Below are 16,205 nucleotides of genomic sequence, written 5' to 3' on the forward strand. Positions count from 1 at the left end.
CCGGGCCGATTCCCATCGGGACGCGAGAAATAGGCGGCTCTTTTCCATGATGTCGGGATGGGATGCGCGCCGTCGAGCCGCACGAGGGGACGCGGCGGCGCATCCATCGCGCCGATGGGCGGAACCCGAGGAAAAAGGGAAACGGCACGCCCCAGGCCAACGAGAAGAGACGCTCCCGCGAATGGGGAGAATGATGCCATCGGTAGGGCGCAGGCGCTAAATTGGTGCCTTATGCCGACTTACGATATTGGACTGGAACACGTTTCGCTCGCCTTCGCCACCAAAACCATCTTCACCGATGTGACGCAGGGCGTGTTCGAGGGCGACCGCATCGGCATCGTGGGCCGCAACGGCGACGGAAAATCCACACTGCTGCACCTCTTCAACGGCACGCAGGAACCGGATTCCGGACGCGTGACCAAACGCGGCGGCCTCACCTTCGGCATGCTCGACCAGCGAGATCCCCTCGACGACGACGCCACGGTGCGTCAGGCCGCGTTGGAGAACCGCGAGGACTACGAATGGGCGTCCGACACCGTCTCGCGCGAGATCGTGCAGGCGCTGCTCGGCGGCATCAGCCTCGACGCGAAGGTCGGATCCCTCTCCGGCGGCCAGCGCCGACGCGCCGACCTGGCCCGGCTGCTGCTCAAGGACTGGGACATCCTCGCGCTTGACGAGCCCACCAACCACTTGGACGTGGTGACGATCCACTGGCTTGCCGAACATCTGAAAAACCGTTGGTCCGCCGGATCCGGCGCGCTGCTGCTCGTCACGCACGACCGTTGGTTCCTCGACGAGGTGTGCGAATCGATGTGGGAGGTGCACGACGGGGTGATCGACCCCTTCGAGGGCGGCTATTCCGCCTACATGCTGCAGCGCGTGGAACGCGACCGCCAGGCCGACGTGCGCGAGACCAAGCGGCGCAATCTCGCGCGCAAGGAGCTCGCCTGGCTGACCCGCGGCGCGCGCGCCCGCTCCACCAAGCAGAAGTTCCATGTCAAGGCCGCGCGCGAGCTCATCGCCGACGTGCCGCCGGTGCGCAACAGCGTCGAATTGAAGCAGATGGCCACCTCGCGTCTGGGCAAGCAGGTGGTGGATCTGATCGATGTGACGCAGATCTTCGCGGACCGGGCGGTGACCTCCGAAGGGGTGGCGCTGCCCACCGGCCATGACCTGGCGGTGGGACGCGACCGCCTGGCCGACATCGACCCCGATGTGGCGGCGATGAGCGATTCCGCCTCGCGCGTGGATGTGGTGCCGGCCATGCATGACGAACCGCAGGCGCACGGTTCTCTCGAAATCGCGGTGGACGACTGGAACGATCCCCGCCTGGCGGACGCCGGTGTGGGCGCGACGCCGGACAACGCCGCCGTCACGGTCGACATGAACGGTGCCGCCGATTCCGCCGAGCTGCACGAAACGGCGGACACGACGGCATCCGTCACCTCCGCCGCGCAGAAAGTCACGATTTCCGGACGCAAGGTTCTCGACGACGTGACCTGGCTGATCGGTCCGGGCGACCGTTTCGGCATCGTCGGCGCGAACGGCGCAGGCAAATCCACGCTGCTGAAGATTCTCGACGGCACGCTCACCCCCACCGCCGGACATGTGAACATCGGCAAAACCGTGAAGTTCGCGGTGCTTTCCCAGCGTCTCGACGAGCTCGAGAAGCTCGGCAAATACAAGATCAAGGAAGTGCTGAGCCGCTACAAGCCGAGCTATATCGTGGACGGCAAGGAGGTGACGCCCGGCCAGCTGATGGAGCGGCTCGGCTTCGCCTCCGCCCAGTTGATGACGCCGATCAAGGACCTCTCCGGCGGGCAGAAGCGCCGCATGCAGCTGCTGCTCATTCTGCTGGACGAGCCGAATGTGCTCATCATGGACGAGCCCGGCAACGATCTGGACACGGACATGCTCGCCGTGATGGAGGATCTGCTCGACACCTGGCCCGGCACGCTGATCGTGGTGAGCCACGACCGCTATCTGCTCGAACGCGTGACGGACCAGCAGTTCGCGCTGATCGGCGGCAAGGTGCGGCATCTGCCCGGAGGCGTGGGCGATTATCTCGATATGGTCGAGAAGGGCGATTTCGGCGGCGCGGGGGATTCTTCGGCTTCGCTGCGCTCCGCTCAGAATGACGGTGACGCAGGTTCATCCTCTCGTCATGCCGAGCGCGGTCGAGGCATCTCAGACGGCATGAACGGTTCGGCCGACAACCCATCGAACGGCTCCGCAAAGTCGAAACTGAGCGGCAAGGAGTTCCATCAGGCGTCGAAGCGCGTGAACGCCATCGAACGCAAGCTCGCCAAACTCGAGGAGAGCCGGATGCAGCTGGAACAGCGCATGGCCGAGCACGACCCCAGCGACTACGCCGGACTCAACGAGCTCAACCAGCAGCTGCAGGCCATCGCCGAGGAATCCGAAACCCTCGAAATGGAGTGGATGGAGCTTTCCGAACAGCTCGAATAACCGCGTCGACCCGGAAGGCGATGCCGCCAATTCATCGAGTTGGCACTTGAGGCCTCCAGTTGGCACCCGCCTTGGCGGCCATCACTTCCGCAATGGCGGAATACCAACGAACGATTTTGCCGAACATCAAAGTTGGGTGCCAACTGGAGGGCCCAAGTGCCAACTCGATGAAAACGCCCGATGGCGCAGGCCATCGAGCGGTCACGCATCCGGCGTGGAATGCGGCGGAATACCGCGGAAACGCCCAGGCCACGCCGCAGGCTACGCGGCCTGCAAGGTTTTGGCATAGGCGTTGCAGCGGACCGCGAATCCGGAAAACACCGATTCGGCGAGCGGCTGCAGCGTGGAGTCGCATTGGGCGAACCGTTCACGCAGCTGCGATTTGGAGCCGCCGGCCTTTTTCAGCTCTTTGACCATACTCGGCTCATCAAGCCATTCCTCAAGCAGCGCGCCGGTGACCTCGAGATGGAACTGCAATCCCAACGCCGAGCCGATGCGGTACGCCTGCACCTTCGTGGACGCGGACCGAGCCAACAGCTGCGCCTCCGGAGGCAGCCCCACCACGTCGTTATGCCAGTGCAGCACATCGATTTGCTTATCCCACATCGAGAAATAGTCGTGCTTGTCCACGCGCTTGATCGGCGCGAATCCGATCTCCGGAGCCTCGCCGCGGGAGAGCTTCGCCCCCAGCGCCGTGGCGATGATCTGATGCCCCAGGCACACGCCCAGCACCGGCTTGCCCACGGCCACGCAGGCGCGTGCGAGCTTCGCCTCGGCTTTGAGTCCGGGATATTTGTCGTAGTCGGTCGCCGACATCGGACCGCCCATGATCACCACGCCGGCCACCTCGTTGAAATCCGGCAGATCCGGCTTTTTGACCGTCGCCACGTTAAGCGTCTGCGCGTCAAGACCGAGGTCCTCGAGGTTCGCCAGAATGCGCCCCGGCTTCTCCCATGGGACGTGTTGCATGATGAGCACTTGTGGTGTGACCATGCCATCTATTGTGGCACGCCCCATGACACGAGTCTTGCCGCGCGTTCCCCGCGCCGCGCCCGTCTCGCGCCAACGGCCCGCGAACGCCGCGAGTTTGTCGGGTTGCGCGAATAGCCTTGACGCTTATGGAAAAAGCTCAAGAACCGCAGAATTCCGCCGTTGACGTGCAGTCCGCAGCCGCCGGCCTACGCGTGTACGACACCGCCACGCACGCCGTGTCGGCCTTCACGCCGATCAAGCCCGGACAGGTGGGCATCTACGTGTGCGGCGCGACCGTGCAGTCCTCGCCGCATATCGGCCATATCCGCGCCGCGGTGGCCTTCGACGTGGTGCGCCGCTGGTTCATGAAACTGGGTTATCAAGTCACGTTCGTGCGCAATGTGACCGACATCGACGACAAGATCCTCGACAAGGCCGCGGCCGCCGGCCAGCAGTGGTGGGAGCGCGCGTATATCTACGAGCGCGAGTTCACGCAGGCGTACGACACGTTGGGAGTGCTTCCCCCCACCTACGAGCCGCGCGCCACGGGGCATATGCTGGATATGGTCGAGCTTATCCAGCGCATCATCGACAACGGCCACGGCTATGTGGTGACGGACGACGAGGGCCGTCCCACCGGCAATGTGTATTTCGACGTGGCAAGCTGGCCTCATTACGGCGAGCTGACGCATCAGAAGCAGACCGCAGGAGCGGAGTCCGCCGATGAGGCGGCCGCGGTGGCCGACCGCATGGGCCCCAGCGTGGACGCGGCCGGCGACGACAAGTACAATCCGGTCGATCCGGCCGATCTTTCGCCCGACAAGCGCGACCCGCGCGACTTCGCGCTGTGGAAGGCGCCGAAGAGCACCGATCCCGAGGACGCCCGCTGGGCCACGCCGTTCGGCACGGGCCGCCCCGGTTGGCATATCGAATGCTCGGCCATGAGCCGCCGCTACCTCAAGGACGGTTTCGATATCCATGGCGGCGGACTCGACCTGCGATTCCCGCACCATGAGAACGAGATGGCGCAAACGCGCGCCGCCGGCTGGGATTCCGCCGCGCATTGGATGCATTCGGCGTGGGTGACCGCCAAGGGCGAGAAGATGTCGAAGTCGCTGGGCAACGGTTTGAGCGTGCCGGCCGTGCTGGCCCAGAATCCCGCGTGGGTGGTCCGCTACGCGCTGGGCGGCGTGCAGTACCGTTCGATGCTGGAATGGTCCGATCAGACGCTGGCCGAGGCGCGGGCCGCTTATGATCGCGTGGGCAATTTCGTCGAACGCGCGGGCGTCGTGTTGGACGGGCAGCCCTCGCGCGACGAGGTGCGCGCGATGATGGCCGACCAGCTGCCGGCCGAGTTCACCGCCGCCATGAACGATGATTTCAACGTTTCCGGCGCGATCGCCGCGATGTTCTCCGCCGTGCGCGCCGGCAACACCCTGCTCGCCCAGATCGCCGCCGATACGGGCGCGGGCGATGACGCCGCCGGCACCGTCAAGGCCGAGCTGCGCGATACGCTGCTCGCCGTGCGCGCGATGCTGGACACGCTGGGATTGGATCCACTGGCCGAGCCGTGGATCGACACGGCCGCAGCGGGCGCGGGCACCGGTGCCGCAGGCAACGGCGCTGCCGAGCATGACGCGCTGGACGCGCTGGTCGCCGCCCAATTGGCCGCACGCGCCGAAGCCCGCAAGACCCGTGACTTCGCTACGGCCGACGCGATCCGCGACGTGCTGAACGCCGCCGGCATCGCCATCGAGGACGGCCCGCAGGGATCCACCTGGAGCATCAAGTAGCCGCAACGAGCAATCGGTCCGTCCGGTCATGTCGCCACGTCCGGTCCGGTCGGTCCGTCCGGTCCGTTCAGTCCGTTAGGTCCGTCCGGTCCGTTCGACCGCCACGATCAGTCCGTTCGGTCCGGGTGAGCTGGTTGGTCCGGACCGAACGGGCCAGCCGACCCGAACGCCATGACCTTTACGGTCCCTATTGTGACACCCCCGTCAGGAAGTGCCGTGAAACACGCTTGATTGTGGTGTTTCACGGCACTTCCTGACGGGGGTATCGCAGGAGTGCTCGTGAAACATCCCGTTCGGCTGTGTTTCACGGCACAAGCCGACGGGGGTGTAACAGGAGTGCTCGTGAAACAATTCCGATGACGTTGTTTCACGGCACTTTCCGACGGGCTAACAGGATGGGTTTCGTGCGAGGGACGCCTGATTTTCGATCACCGATGGCTCGTGGCCGGAAACAGGATGGTCACTGAAAAACGGTTATGCTCCGCGGACCATTGCATCGACAGCGTGCCGCCATAACGCTCCGCCACATATCGCATGCTCCTGGTGCCGATTCCGTGATATGCCGAATCGGCTTTCGTCGTCTTCGGCAATCCGTCTACGAACGCCACGGGTTGGCTGCAATAATTGTCAATCTGTATGGCCAGCATATTGTCGCCACTCTCGCGACTGGTCAGTGAGATGATCCGATTCTCCTCCGCTTCCAGTCCTTCTCGTTCAATCGCGTTATCCAACGCGTTGCCGAGCAGCGAATACACGTCGACATCCTCAAGAAAACCGAGCTTCGAACCATCGACCAATGTGGTGAGTTCGATGCCCCGCTCCGCGCAGATCAGACTTTTCTCCATAATCAACGTATCCAACGCACGATTGCCTGAAGATATCAGCGAATCATAGATATCGATGGCTTGTTCGATTTGAGCAAGGCTGTTCTCACGTTCGACCGGCGTGCTGACATCGCGCAACAGCGTGATCTGATGCTTCAGGTCGTGACATTTACGGTTGATGATGTCGATGTTCTCCTGCGTCAACCGGTATCGCCGCTCAGCGGCGCGAAGCATCTGCTCCATCGCGGCGTTGCGCGCCATATCCACCGAGCGGTTGAACACATTGAACTGCACCACCAGCAGCAACGCGCTGCACGTCAACTGGTAGACCAATGTGGCCGTGCTCACATATGAAAAACTGTAGGCCCAATAGTTCAGCACCCCCACAATCAGCGAGGACACCACGACGAATGTCAGCATCGCGACATTCGAAACATCCACCTCATTACGATGAAGACGCTGCGCGCACACTTTCCACACGATGGCCAACGTCACCAAACAAGCCATCAATTCCAGCGCGACGACCATCAACCCGTCCTCCGGCATGGCCAGCTCGATCAGCAGATCCTCCATATACATCACGTTCTGCACGCCATGCGACGCGACCGCGATGAACAACGCCCTTGTCGCGGACATTTCGAAACAGCACCAAAGCAACAGCGCCGAAACCGCCATAAGAGCGGTGAATATCCATGGATACCAGCCAATACGGAACCACGGCAACATGTAGAAATACGATCCCGTCGCCAACCAATACCCTACGGGGATGGTGACGAACGGTGTCCACACCAGCATCCTGACCCAGAACAACGACCGCCGTCTTGCCCGCATGGCCATCAGCAATTCCACCACGAACAGCGCAACCGAGAAATTCGTCAGGCAATCCCATACCGTCACCAGCATCTCCGTCAACACGCACCTCCCTCAGCTGTTCCGGATAACGTGCTCCTATCACGAGCCGATAAATCGAACCAACGCATCCATGAATTCCTTTTTCTTGCGACGGGTCAACGGCAATTCATCGCCGGAAACGACGACCACGTCACCGCGCACCTCATTCACATGCATAAGATTCACCAGATAACTGGCATGGCAGCGGGCGAATCGTCCCGCCTCCAAGCGCTGCTCCGTCTGGCTTAAAGTGCCCCACCCCTCCAGCACGCCGCGAGTCGTATGGTAGCGCAGTCGGTGCTGAAAGACCTCGACGTATTGGATATCGGATTCCGGTAACCGAATCAGTCCGTTTTTGGATTGCAGCACAAACTCACGCCGACGCATTTTGCGCGCATAGGCGACGGCCTTGTCCATTTTGAACCGAAACTGCGGATAGGAGACCGGTTTCACCACAAAATCCATGGCATCGACCTCATAGCCTTTGATCGCGTACTGCGCCATGCTCGTCACGAAGATCAGACAGGTGCGCGAATCCAACTCACGCATACGGCGCGCGGCTTCCATGCCGTCGAGATGAGGCATTTCGATGTCCATGAACACGATATCGAAGGGCGAATGCCTCACGTTCAAAAACGCCAAAGCGCTCTCGAATACGGTGCAGACGACATCCTCGCCACTTTCCTTGGCCCACCGTTCCGCGCAGGCGCGCAGCCAGCGCGCATCCGCCGCGTCATCGTCCACTATCGCAACATTGAACATGACAGAACACTCCTTCGTCTCCTTGAATTCCATGGTAATGGGAACGCAGCAGGACAACGGGGCCTACGGCTGCTCATCGCGTAAACCAAACGACCGATTATGCACTACGCGTTGAGACGGGCCTCATCCGACGCATACGTTGAGGGCAAACGACGTTGATGGCACGCTTCCCTCGCATTCGTAAAGCGGCAACGTCATACGCGGCACCGAAGCCGAACAGGAGAACGGAAAGGAGATGGCACTCCTCGGCACCGCGTACGCCATCATCAACCAATACCGGCTACGAGACAAGAAGGACCTCATGAAACTCGCATTGAAACCCGCGGCAGCCATTCTCTCGCTTGCGCTCGCGGTGGGCGCTCTGGGCGGCTGCGGAGCCCAGACCGACGACCAGCAGAACACGGACACCGCAGTCAGCACCGAATTCTCCACCGGCGTATTCACCAATTATGTGAACAGCGAAGGCATGGCCGGATACGTCTCCTCATTGGAGATGGGCTATGGCAACACCAACACTTTGTTCGAACGCAACACCCTGGTGCTGACCGACAACGCCGACAGCGACCGCGGCGACATCGCCACCGCCAAGCCGTACATCGACACCTCCACCACCAAACGCTACGAGCTCACCAAGGATTTCTATGTGGGGTCCAAGGGCATCCATCGCATCGCGATGTTCTACGGCACATGGACCAACGACGATATGGAAGTCACCTTGGAAACCCCCGAATACTGGTCGTATGTGGATTATGAAGGCGACGGATACTACTCCTTCAACAAGGACGAGAGCTGCGATTTCATGGTGCGCACAGGCGAGGAGGGCACAGCCGGCGATATCAGCCTCAGATTCGGAGGCCCCGTGCTTCAGCCGTTCGCCGATAGCGGCAACGAACCGCAAACCGTGACGGTGAATATGGAGGATTACACCTTCGAATACCCGGCGGGAGACACCTCGGACGACGACCCGGTCGAGTGATTCCACAACACAGCATTCATCACAAGGATTACGCAATGATTAAGAATAAAAAGCATTTCGCGATAATGAACGCCATCTTCGCGGCCATCGTCGCAGCTCTGGTGGCGTTGAACATGGTGGCGCTCTATTGGGACGGCGCACTACGTCTGGTGCTCGGCACGGTGGGCGATTCATCGAGCGTGTCCATCGACGCCGACGGCAATCTCTATCGAACCTCGTTCAGCTCAGACGAGGAACTGGAACAGGCCCAGCTGCAACTGTCGCGGGATATCGCGGCAGAAGGCACCGTGCTATTGAAGAACGACGAAGGTGCGCTGCCGCTTGACGCCGGCTCGAGCGTCACCGTATTCGGCGAGGCCTCGACGGAATGGCTGATCAACGGCACCGGCTCCAGCGCCATCGGCACGGAGGATTTCGCCTACGTCGATGTCAAATGGTCGCTGGAAAACGCCGGCTTCACCGTGAACGAGGACGTTTGGAACTACTACAAGGATGACGGCATCAGCCGCGGCGGCGGCAGCTCCAACGGCGACTGGTCGGTGAACGAACAGCCGTGGGATACGGTGAACGCCGATATGGGTTCCACATTCGACGGCTACACGGACGCGGCGATCATGGTCATCGGTCGCACCGGCGGCGAAGGCGGCGATTTGGCCACTTCCATGGAACAGTTCGGCGGTTCCGCCGATGAAAGCTACCTCGAGTTGACCGACGAAGAGGAAAGCATGCTTGCCGGCATCGCGCAAGCCGGTTTCGATAAGGTCGTCGTAGTCATCAACGCCGCCAACCCGTTCGAGATGGGATTCCTGGATCAGGCGGAATACGGCGTGGATGCCTGCCTGTGGATGGGCCCCACCGGCGCGTATGGCCTCGGGCTCTGGGCAAGGTGCTTTCCGGCGAAGACAATCCCTCCGGCAAACTCGTGGATACACAGGTCTACGACGTGTTCTCGTCCCCTGCGATGCAGAACTTCGGCAACAGCCGGTATGTGGATGACCAAGGCAACATCATCGGCGATGGATATACCTATGTGACGTATTCCGAAGGCATCTACGTCGGATACCGCTACTATGAGACCCGCTACGAGGATTCGATCATGGGCACCGACAACGTCGGAGACTATGACTACGAGCAGGAGGTCGCGTTCCCCTTCGGCTACGGCATGTCCTATACGGATTTCACATGGTCCAACTACACCATGAGCGAACAGGACGGCGTCATCACCGTCTCCGTTGACGTGGAGAATTCGGGAGACGCGGCGGGCAAGGACGTGCTCGAAGTTTATTTCCAGTCGCCCTACACCGATTATGATCGCGACAACGGCGTGGAGAAGTCGGCGGTGGAATTGGCCGCCTTTGCCAAAACCGATCTGCTCGAGCCCGGCGAGACGCAGACCGTCACCGCCACGTTCGACGTCGACGACATGAAATCCTACGATGCCCAAGGCGCTCAGACCTACATCATGGACGAGGGCACCTACTATGTGACCGCCGCACGTGACGCCCATCAGGCGGTGAACAATATGCTGACGGCCAAGGGCTACGACGTCGATGACGATTCGGCGAGCGCCGATATGGTCGCATCCTATGAGGTCGATGCCCTGCGCACGCTGGACACCGACGACGCCACCGGCGCCACGGTCACGAACCTGTTCGATGACGCCCTCGCCGAGGACGCCGAATATCTGACCCGCTCCAACTGGACGATGATGGATGACAACGGCATCGCCTACTCCACCTCCACCGCCGTGCAGGATGGCGTGACGTACCCGACGCACGAGGCCGACGATGAGCTGATCGCCAACATCGACGCCACCGGCTGGGAAGCCTCCGGACGTCCGGCGGACGCCGACAACAACGATGACGTCACCGTCGATACTGACCGTGGCCTGGAACTGGTGGACATGGTTGGCCTCGATTACGACGATCCGCAGTGGGAACAGCTGCTCGACGAGCTCAAGGTCAGCGAGATGCACCTGCTGTACAACAAGTCCGGCTTCAACACCCCGATGATCGAAAGCGTCAACAAGCCCGCCACCGCCGATACCGACGGTCCGGCTGGTCTGGCCAATTTCATGAGTGGTTGGGGCAGCTTCAACTACAGCACCGACTACATGCTCGCCTCCACATGGAATGTGGATCTCGCCCAGCAGATGGGCGAACTGGTGGGCGAGGACGGTCTGCGCTCCAACACGGTGGGCTGGTATGCCCCTGCGATGAACATGCACCGCACCCCGTTCGGCGGACGTGGCTTCGAATACTATTCCGAGGATCCGATGCTCTCCGGCGCGATGGGTACCGCCGAATGCCTGGGCGCCACCTCGAAGGGTCTGGTGACCTACATCAAGCACTTCGCGCTGAACGAGCAGGAGACGAACCGCAGTTCCGTGGCCACTTGGGCCAACGAACAGACGATTCGCGAAATCTATCTCAAACCGTTTGAGATGTCCATCAAGGAGGGCAACGCCAACGGTCTGATGGATTCGATGAACCGTCTGGGCTTCCGCTACACGCGCGGCTATTACGCGCTGCTCACGTCGCTGCTGCGCGTCGAGTGGGGCTTCACGGGTACGGTGATCACCGACGCGGCCAATGTCTCACCAGAGGCGGTGAATGACATGTGCCTGTCCGCGGGCACGGATCTTCAGTTGACCACCGGTCAGAACAAGCTGAGCGACACGAAGTCCAACCGAGTGCGCAACGCCTTGCGCGAGGCCTCGAAGCATACCTTGTACGCATTCGGCAACAGCGCGGCGATGAACGGCATCACCCGAGGCAGCAACCTCTCCGCCGGCAATATGGCGGTATACCAGGTGATCCTGATCGCGATCGACGTGCTAGCGGCTCTCGCCTTGGCTGTCGGCGAATGGTTCGTCATTCGCAGGTCCCGCCTTGAAGCCCCTGTGCTGACCGCGGAACAGAAACGCGCGAAGCTCATGCGCGGACTGATCATCCTTGGCGCGGTCGTGGTCGTTCTCGCCGCCGCTGGAATCGGACTGTATTTCTACATCGATTCCCAGATGATCTCCACAGTCTGAGTGTCAACCACTCAAATGTCCCAACCGGTTCGTTCGAATCGACTGGCTCGAACGAACCGAACGCCATGACCTTTACGGCCCCTATTGCGATACCCCCGTCGGATTGTGTCGTGAAACACCGCGTTCAAGCGTGTTTCACGGCACTTCCTGACGGGGGTATCGCAGGAGTGCTCGTGAAACATCCCATTCGGTCGTGTTTCACGGCACAATCCGACGGGGGTATCACAACGGACGGCGCACAGCGACGGGCGGTTGAACGCGCGCGGGGTTGAGGCGATGGTGAAATCGCAACGGACGGTGCATACGGCGCGCAGCGACGGGCGATTTAGTCGAAGACGAAGTCGACGTCGACGATGTGCAGGCGGCGGGTGAGTTCACGTTCGAGAGCGCGCTTGCAAGCCACGAGGTTGTCGACGTCGATGGTCTCTCCTGTGCCGGCGAGGTAGACGTCGATGGTGTAGTTCATTCCGGTTTTGAAAATCAGCGTGCGATCGTACTCCGTGCCGTCCGGCAGATGACGTTGCGCGGTCTCCTCGACGAAAGCGTATGTCTCGTCATCCTCATGCACGCCGCCGATCAGCTCGACGTACGCGCCGTACAGCACTCCGAAAGGCTCCTTGACCACGGCAAGCACGATCAGCAGGGTGATGAAGAAGTCGCCCGTGTAATGCAGGAAGTCGAGCGGCGTGCCATCCGGCAGGAACACGAGGAGCACCGCGGCCGCGCCGATGCCCAGCGAAATCGCGCCGTCGATGAACGTGCTTTTCTCCTCGGCGACCAGCATGGTGCTCGCCCCACGAATCGAATGGTTCTCGCGACGGTAGTACAGCCACAATCCCAGGCAGGAAAGCACGGTGATGGCCTCGTACACCACCACCGGGCCGAAGGCGGTACGCTCGCCGATTCCATAGGCGAAGTAATCATAGGCCATCTGCGCGGTGTCGATCAGGGTGAACAGCAGCAAGGTGAGGGTGAACACCGCCTTGCAGATCGCGTAGATCGGTTCCAACGCGAACCGTCCGTTGGGGTAGCGTTCGGTGGTGCGCACGGTGTGCGAGGACAGCGCGATCGCCACCAGTCCGGAGCCTACGGAGATGGCGGTATAGGCGGTGTCGAGGAACATGGCCTTCAGGCCGGTGATGAAGAAGACGATGACGCCGGCGGCGACCATCAAAATGTTGACGACCAGCCCCACGGTCAGGGCTTTGCGTTCTATCTGCTTATGTTGCATCGGTGGGCCTCCATATTGCATGGCAGTCTGCATTGCAGCAACGCGGCCCATCACATCGTGGACGGGTGCGCCGGCGCACGGCATGTCTGCGATAAGGGGTGTCCAGCGATATGTACGGAACCGAAAATCGAAGTTCAATCAACAATTCGCACTACCACTGAGGTTTACTCTTTCCATGGTATCGGCCCGAAGCGTGCGGCGAGCCCCAATCAGCGGAAAGCGGATTCGGTGGAAGAACGGTGGCCGCGGACCATGCACCCGCGAGTCCACCTCATTCGGCCCGCCGGTTTCCCGAATTCGCCTGGCGTGCGCTTTTCCCGCGTCACGGCTAGACTGGAGCGCATTATGGCAGCATTTAGTTCTTTGACTGATAGGCTCTCGAATGCGTTCAAGCATTTGAAGAGCAAGGGCAAGCTTTCCGAAGCGGATATCGACGGCACGATCCGCGAGATCCGCCGCGCACTGCTCGACGCCGATGTGGCGCTCGACGTGGTGCGTTCCTTCACCGCGCGCATCCGCGAGCGCGCGCTGGGCACCGAGGTGTCGCAGGCGCTCAATCCGGCGCAGCAGGTCGTCAAAATCGTGGACGAGGAGCTCACCGAAGTGCTCGGCGCCGGCGTGGACCGTCCGCTGAACTTCGCGAAGAATCCGCCGACCGTCATCATGCTCGCCGGTCTGCAGGGCGCCGGTAAGACGACGCTCGCCGGCAAGCTGGGCTACTGGCTCAAGGACAGCGGTCACACGCCGCTGCTGGTGGCGGCCGACTTGCAGCGTCCGAACGCGGTGACGCAGCTGCAGGTGGTGGGCGAGCGCGCCGGCGTGCCGGTGTACGCGCCGGAGAAGGGCGTGCAGTCCGATGGCGGCGAGGCGGTGGCCTCCCCCGGCCAGACCACGGGCGATCCGGTGAAGGTGGCGCGCGACGCGGTCGCGCTGGCCAAGCAGAAGCTGTATGACACGGTGATCATCGATACCGCCGGCCGTTTGGGTGTGGACGAGGAGCTGATGAAGCAGGCCCGCGACATCCGCGATGCCGTGCAGCCCGATGAGATTCTGTTCGTGATCGACGCGATGATCGGCCAGGACGCGGTGCAGACCGCGAAGGCCTTCGACGAGGGCGTGGATTTCACCGGCGTGGTGCTTTCCAAGCTCGACGGCGACGCCCGCGGCGGCGCGGCCCTGTCGGTGGCGAGCGTGACCGGCAAGCCGATCCTGTTCTCGTCCACCGGCGAAGGCCTCAAGGATTTCGAGGTGTTCCACCCGGACCGCATGGCCTCGCGCATCCTCGACATGGGCGACATCATGACCCTGATCGAGCAGGCGCAGCGCCAGTTCGACGAGGAGGAGGCCAAGAAGGCCGCCGCGAAGATCTCCGAGGGCTCCTTCGGCCTCGATGACTTCCTCGACCAGCTGCAGCAGGTGCGCAAGCTCGGTTCGATGAAAAGCCTGCTGGGCATGATGCCGGGCATGGCGCAGCACCGCAAGGAGCTGGAGCAGTTCGACGAGCGTGAGATCGACCGCACCGAGGCCATCATCCGTTCGATGACCCCGGCCGAACGCCGCGACCCGAAGATCATCGATGGCTCGCGCCGTGCCCGCATCGCCTATGGTTCCGGCGTGACCGTCTCACAGGTGAACGCGCTGCTGCAGCGTTTCGAGCAGGCCGCGAAGATGATGAAGCGGATGAGCAACAAGTCCGGTATGGGCGGCGGCATCCCCGGCTTCGGCGGCCCGGCGATGGGCGGCGGCAAAAAAGGCAAGGGCAAGAACAAGAAGAAGGGTTCGAAGTCCGGCAATCCGATGAAGCGCGAGGCCGAGGAGAAGGCGTTGCGCGACCGTCTGGCCGGTAAGCCCTCCGACGGCGCGTCCGGCGGCTCAGCGTTCGCCAAGAAGCCGCAGAACCCGGCCCTTCCCGCCGGTTTGGATGAGCTGATGGGAGACGCGGCCGGCAACGGCACGCCCGACCTGCCTCCGAATCTCGGCGGCGGCATCGGCGGGCTGTTCGGCCGCTGATAAACACTCCCAAACTCGCAATCGCCATACCTCAAATCCAGCGATTGCGAGTTTGGTGTGTCAGGCTCTCAAGCCCTGTCTATGTAAAACGATTGATTCAAGAGTTTGGTGTGAGAAATCGGCCTGGTTGAGCAAAACCGACACACCAAACTCAACTGAGACCCGATTACGCCTCCGGCAGCGCGTCGTAGATAATGGCGGTGGCCTCGGCGATCGCCGCCCACGAGGAATTATTCGTCAGAATCACGAACACATAATCGCCTTTATCGCTATAGACGATGCCCGCATCGTTAAGATACCCATACAAAAACCCGACCTTATCGGCCACAACGCCCGCGTCTCCGATGCCGGCCGGTATGCCCTCGCGGTACACCTGCGACATCATCTCGTCGATCAGCGTCTCGCTCGACGACTGGGACAGCAATGTGCCCTCATACACGCCGGTCAGCATGGTCGCCAAGTCGGACGCGGTGGTGGTGGCCGCCTGCCCGTCGACGAACGCGGTGCTGGTGGCGCCGATGGAGTGCGCCTGCGCGGTCACCTCGTCCCGCGAACTCACGTCGTACAGCCACGCCTCCGGGCACGCATTGTCGGAGATCTCGATCATCTGGGCGAAGCATTCGCCCAACGTGGTGCCGTTGAGTTCCGATTCCCACGTCATCGTGCCGCTGTCCACCGCGCTCAGCATGGAGTAGGCGACGTACAGTTTGTAGGTGCTGGCGGAGACGAACACCTCGTCCGCGTTGATTTCGATGGAGGTGGCCCCGCTTGAAAGGTCCACGACGTCCACCGCGTATTCCGCGCCGGCGAACACGCCGTCCAGTTCCTCCTGCACTTCGGCGGACAAGGCCGCGGCCGCCTCCTCTTGCTTCTGTTCGAGCAGATATGTGGAGGTGACGGATTGCTTCCGCAACGACGAGTCGTCATCCGTCGAGTCGCCATCCTCGTCCGTCGTCTCCTGCTCGACGGCGAGATCCTCGTCAAGGCTCCCCGCGTACGATATCGACATCCACATGGCGCTGATCACGCCGGCCGCCAGCAGCACGACAACCGCCACAGCCCGCCGATACGACCGCATCCCATGACTGGCGCTGCTACGGTGTCTGCTCGGCTGACGCATGGTTCGACGATCCTTTACTGTCTGTCTGCTACGCGCGGCGGAGCCGCCGCTTCGGTCAGCCCCGACAGTAGACGGCGAATCACAGCGGATCATGGCACGACGCTGAAAATCCCCTTCCTC

Annotated in this window: 10 protein-coding genes and 2 pseudogenes; 7 read left to right on the forward strand and 5 right to left on the reverse strand. The window is 61.8% G+C overall.

Annotation, left to right across the window (positions count from 1 at the left end; genetic code table 11):
- Positions 1-231: 231 nt before the first annotated feature.
- Both BL8807_RS12180 and BL8807_RS12185 read left to right on the forward strand, forming a co-directional pair.
- Positions 232-1,347 (forward strand): annotated as a pseudogene (locus tag BL8807_RS12180) (ABC-F family ATP-binding cassette domain-containing protein); the annotation flags it as partial.
- A gap of 87 nt (positions 1,348-1,434) precedes the next feature.
- Positions 1,435-2,469, forward strand: a pseudogene (locus BL8807_RS12185) (ATP-binding cassette domain-containing protein); the annotation flags it as partial.
- A 261-nt stretch (positions 2,470-2,730) separates the two neighbouring features.
- Here BL8807_RS12185 and BL8807_RS02370 read toward each other — a convergent pair.
- Positions 2,731-3,462, reverse strand: coding sequence for a type 1 glutamine amidotransferase (locus tag BL8807_RS02370; protein ID WP_072723414.1), 732 nt, complete (start codon positions 3,460-3,462; stop codon positions 2,731-2,733).
- 125 nt (positions 3,463-3,587) lie between these two features.
- On the opposite strand from BL8807_RS02370, the gene cysS reads away from it, so the two are divergent.
- On the forward strand, positions 3,588-5,234 hold the full coding sequence (gene cysS / locus BL8807_RS02375) for a cysteine--tRNA ligase (RefSeq protein ID WP_072723413.1): 1,647 nt from the start codon (positions 3,588-3,590) through the stop codon (positions 5,232-5,234).
- Between the two features lie 428 nt (positions 5,235-5,662).
- Here the strand turns inward: cysS and BL8807_RS02380 are convergent, their stop codons facing one another.
- Positions 5,663-6,631, reverse strand: coding sequence for an ATP-binding protein (locus BL8807_RS02380; RefSeq protein ID WP_193057487.1), 969 nt, complete (start codon positions 6,629-6,631; stop codon positions 5,663-5,665).
- 378 nt (positions 6,632-7,009) lie between these two features.
- Positions 7,010-7,711 carry a LytR/AlgR family response regulator transcription factor gene (locus BL8807_RS02385; RefSeq protein ID WP_072723411.1) on the reverse strand — a complete coding sequence of 234 codons (702 nt, stop codon included), beginning with the start codon at positions 7,709-7,711 and terminating at the stop codon, positions 7,010-7,012.
- Between the two features lie 235 nt (positions 7,712-7,946).
- Between BL8807_RS02385 and BL8807_RS02390 the strand changes: the two genes are divergently transcribed.
- The 3 genes from BL8807_RS02390 to BL8807_RS02400 are packed head-to-tail and all read left to right on the forward strand — an operon-like array spanning position 7,947 to position 11,724.
- Positions 7,947-8,687: a hypothetical protein gene (locus BL8807_RS02390; protein WP_072723410.1), complete on the forward strand. Its 741-nt coding sequence runs from the start codon at positions 7,947-7,949 to the stop codon at positions 8,685-8,687.
- Positions 8,688-8,722: 35 nt separating this feature from the next.
- Entirely contained in the window at positions 8,723-9,721 is a 999-nt protein-coding gene (locus BL8807_RS02395) for a glycoside hydrolase family 3 C-terminal domain-containing protein (RefSeq protein ID WP_193057488.1), read from the forward strand.
- Positions 9,610-11,724 (forward strand): glycoside hydrolase family 3 N-terminal domain-containing protein, encoded by a 2,115-nt coding sequence (locus tag BL8807_RS02400; protein ID WP_193057489.1) that lies wholly within the window; start codon positions 9,610-9,612, stop codon positions 11,722-11,724. Before BL8807_RS02395 ends, BL8807_RS02400 begins: the two co-directional genes overlap by 112 nt.
- Positions 11,725-12,049: 325 nt before the next feature.
- On the opposite strand, the gene BL8807_RS02405 is transcribed toward BL8807_RS02400, so the two are convergent.
- Positions 12,050-12,955 carry a cation transporter gene (locus tag BL8807_RS02405; RefSeq protein WP_072723408.1) on the reverse strand — a complete coding sequence of 302 codons (906 nt, stop codon included), beginning with the start codon at positions 12,953-12,955 and terminating at the stop codon, positions 12,050-12,052.
- A gap of 345 nt (positions 12,956-13,300) precedes the next feature.
- On the opposite strand from BL8807_RS02405, the gene ffh reads away from it, so the two are divergent.
- The gene (gene ffh / locus BL8807_RS02410) at positions 13,301-14,965 is read left to right on the forward strand and encodes a signal recognition particle protein (RefSeq protein ID WP_072723407.1); all 1,665 of its coding nucleotides are present in this window, start codon (positions 13,301-13,303) and stop codon (positions 14,963-14,965) included.
- A gap of 166 nt (positions 14,966-15,131) precedes the next feature.
- On the opposite strand, the gene BL8807_RS02415 is transcribed toward ffh, so the two are convergent.
- A complete protein-coding gene (locus tag BL8807_RS02415) occupies positions 15,132-16,085 on the reverse strand; it encodes a serine hydrolase (protein WP_158217128.1) in 954 nt (317 codons plus the stop codon).
- Positions 16,086-16,205: the final 120 nt, after the last annotated feature.

The sequence above is a fragment of the Bifidobacterium lemurum genome (genome assembly GCF_014898175.1).
GTDB lineage: Bacteria > Actinomycetota > Actinomycetes > Actinomycetales > Bifidobacteriaceae > Bifidobacterium > Bifidobacterium lemurum.

Bases quoted from the DNA above. Each gene is read 5' to 3' on its own strand.
- BL8807_RS02405 (WP_072723408.1), bottom strand. From the start codon at position 12,955: ATGCAACATAAGCAGATAGAACGCAAAGCCCTGACCGTGGGGCTGGTC.
- BL8807_RS02380 (WP_193057487.1), bottom strand. From the start codon at position 6,631: ATGGAGGATCTGCTGATCGAGCTGGCCATGCCGGAGGACGGGTTGATG.
- BL8807_RS02395 (WP_193057488.1), top strand. From the start codon at position 8,723: ATGATTAAGAATAAAAAGCATTTCGCGATAATGAACGCCATCTTCGCG.
- BL8807_RS02415 (WP_158217128.1), bottom strand. From the start codon at position 16,085: ATGCGTCAGCCGAGCAGACACCGTAGCAGCGCCAGTCATGGGATGCGG.
- ffh (WP_072723407.1), top strand. From the start codon at position 13,301: ATGGCAGCATTTAGTTCTTTGACTGATAGGCTCTCGAATGCGTTCAAG.
- BL8807_RS02390 (WP_072723410.1), top strand. From the start codon at position 7,947: ATGGCACTCCTCGGCACCGCGTACGCCATCATCAACCAATACCGGCTA.
- BL8807_RS02370 (WP_072723414.1), bottom strand. From the start codon at position 3,462: ATGGTCACACCACAAGTGCTCATCATGCAACACGTCCCATGGGAGAAG.
- BL8807_RS02385 (WP_072723411.1), bottom strand. From the start codon at position 7,711: ATGTTCAATGTTGCGATAGTGGACGATGACGCGGCGGATGCGCGCTGG.
- cysS (WP_072723413.1), top strand. From the start codon at position 3,588: ATGGAAAAAGCTCAAGAACCGCAGAATTCCGCCGTTGACGTGCAGTCC.